At 41.1% G+C, this 1322-nt stretch carries 1 protein-coding gene; it reads right to left on the bottom strand.

All coding sequences use genetic code 11. The annotated features are described in order from the left end of the window. Positions 1-37 precede the first annotated feature (37 nt). Positions 38-1195: an ISL3 family transposase gene (locus tag J2Z40_RS19665; RefSeq protein WP_066398499.1), complete on the bottom strand. Its 1158-nt coding sequence runs from the start codon at positions 1193-1195 to the stop codon at positions 38-40. Positions 1196-1322 lie beyond the last annotated feature (127 nt).

The raw sequence follows: 1322 nt of genomic DNA, 5'->3' as shown, positions 1-1322 counted from the left end.
ATTATTGGTTCATCACCAAAAGTCGGGGATGACAAAATTAACGCCCAGTTTCTAAGCGAAGTCGAAGAAATAAGTGAGCGTCGTTTCGATAGCCAAAACCACGTCTTTTGATGAGTTTAATTTTATTATTTGTGCCTTCCATGATGCCATTTGAAAGGGGTGAAATAATCGTATCCAGTAACGCCTTTTCACGTACAATCAATGTTTTTGCAATCTTTGAAACAGCACCACAAACATGAAATTGATAGCGTTTAAACCATTCTTTTAATCGACGTTTCGACTGTGTCATAGTCGTGGCTTTCAGGACATAACGTATGTGATTTAACGCTTGATAAATGTGCTTGGTATGTATATCTTCTTTGTGCCAGTCAGCGACAAACCCACGCTCTTCAGTTGTTAATTCTTCGGGCTTTCGTGCTAAGCAACGGTCAATAAAGCGTGATTTATGATGTTTTTTCGCTTCATCTAAATACCGTCTGCGTCTTTGAAGGGCATCTGTGAAAAATTGGACGAGATGAAAGCGATCCAGCACATGAATGGCAGATGGGAATACAGCTTGAATCGCATTCGCCATCGCTGGTGCGAAATCACTCACGACTGCCCGAATGGTGCCAGATATTTTCTGTAAAACAGAAGTAATGGCTTCTTGATCTCGATGTGGGACAATCGCCAAAATACGCCCTGTATCAGCATTTAACACACTTGTCGCATAGTTGTGCCCTTTTCGAAGCGCAAATTCATCGACGCAAATTTGTTTCGCGGATTCTTCTACCAATTGTTCGGCTGCGTATAGGTAAAACCAGCGTTCTACGGTTGTATAAGGGAGACTGTATTCACACGAAACATCCTTAATGGAACGACCATGACAGCACTTTACAATTTGTCGACGAAATGCTTCTGTCGAAGAACGAACAAGTCCTAATCCATAGTCATAAGAGAAGGTAAATCCACATTCTTTACAACGTTGACGAGGCACAGCTAACTCAATCCAAATGACTCCAATATGCCAGGCATAGCCATGTCGAAAACGACGTCGAGTCTGATCATGACGCACAGTATGTCCTTGGCAAATCGGACATAGTATCGTCTGCGGGAAAACATCTACTGGAAATACATTCGGTTCCTCATCTAAAGGAATAGAAATCTGAAAAAAAGATGGTAACGGTAAAATCAATTTGATAAACTTGGAGTACAAAGCGAAAACTCCTCTCGTGGTTTGTCTCGACAACAATTACGATACGGGAGTTTTCGCTTTTCTTCTATAGTTAGATGTAAAATTATTGAATTTTCATGAGGTCAACCCCAAGTTATGGTGATGAACC

Source organism: Cytobacillus eiseniae (assembly GCF_017874625.1).
GTDB lineage: Bacteria > Bacillota > Bacilli > Bacillales > Cytobacillaceae > Cytobacillus > Cytobacillus eiseniae.
Note: the sequence above shows the minus strand (reverse complement) of the source record. Positions and strands in the feature narration are given on the sequence as shown.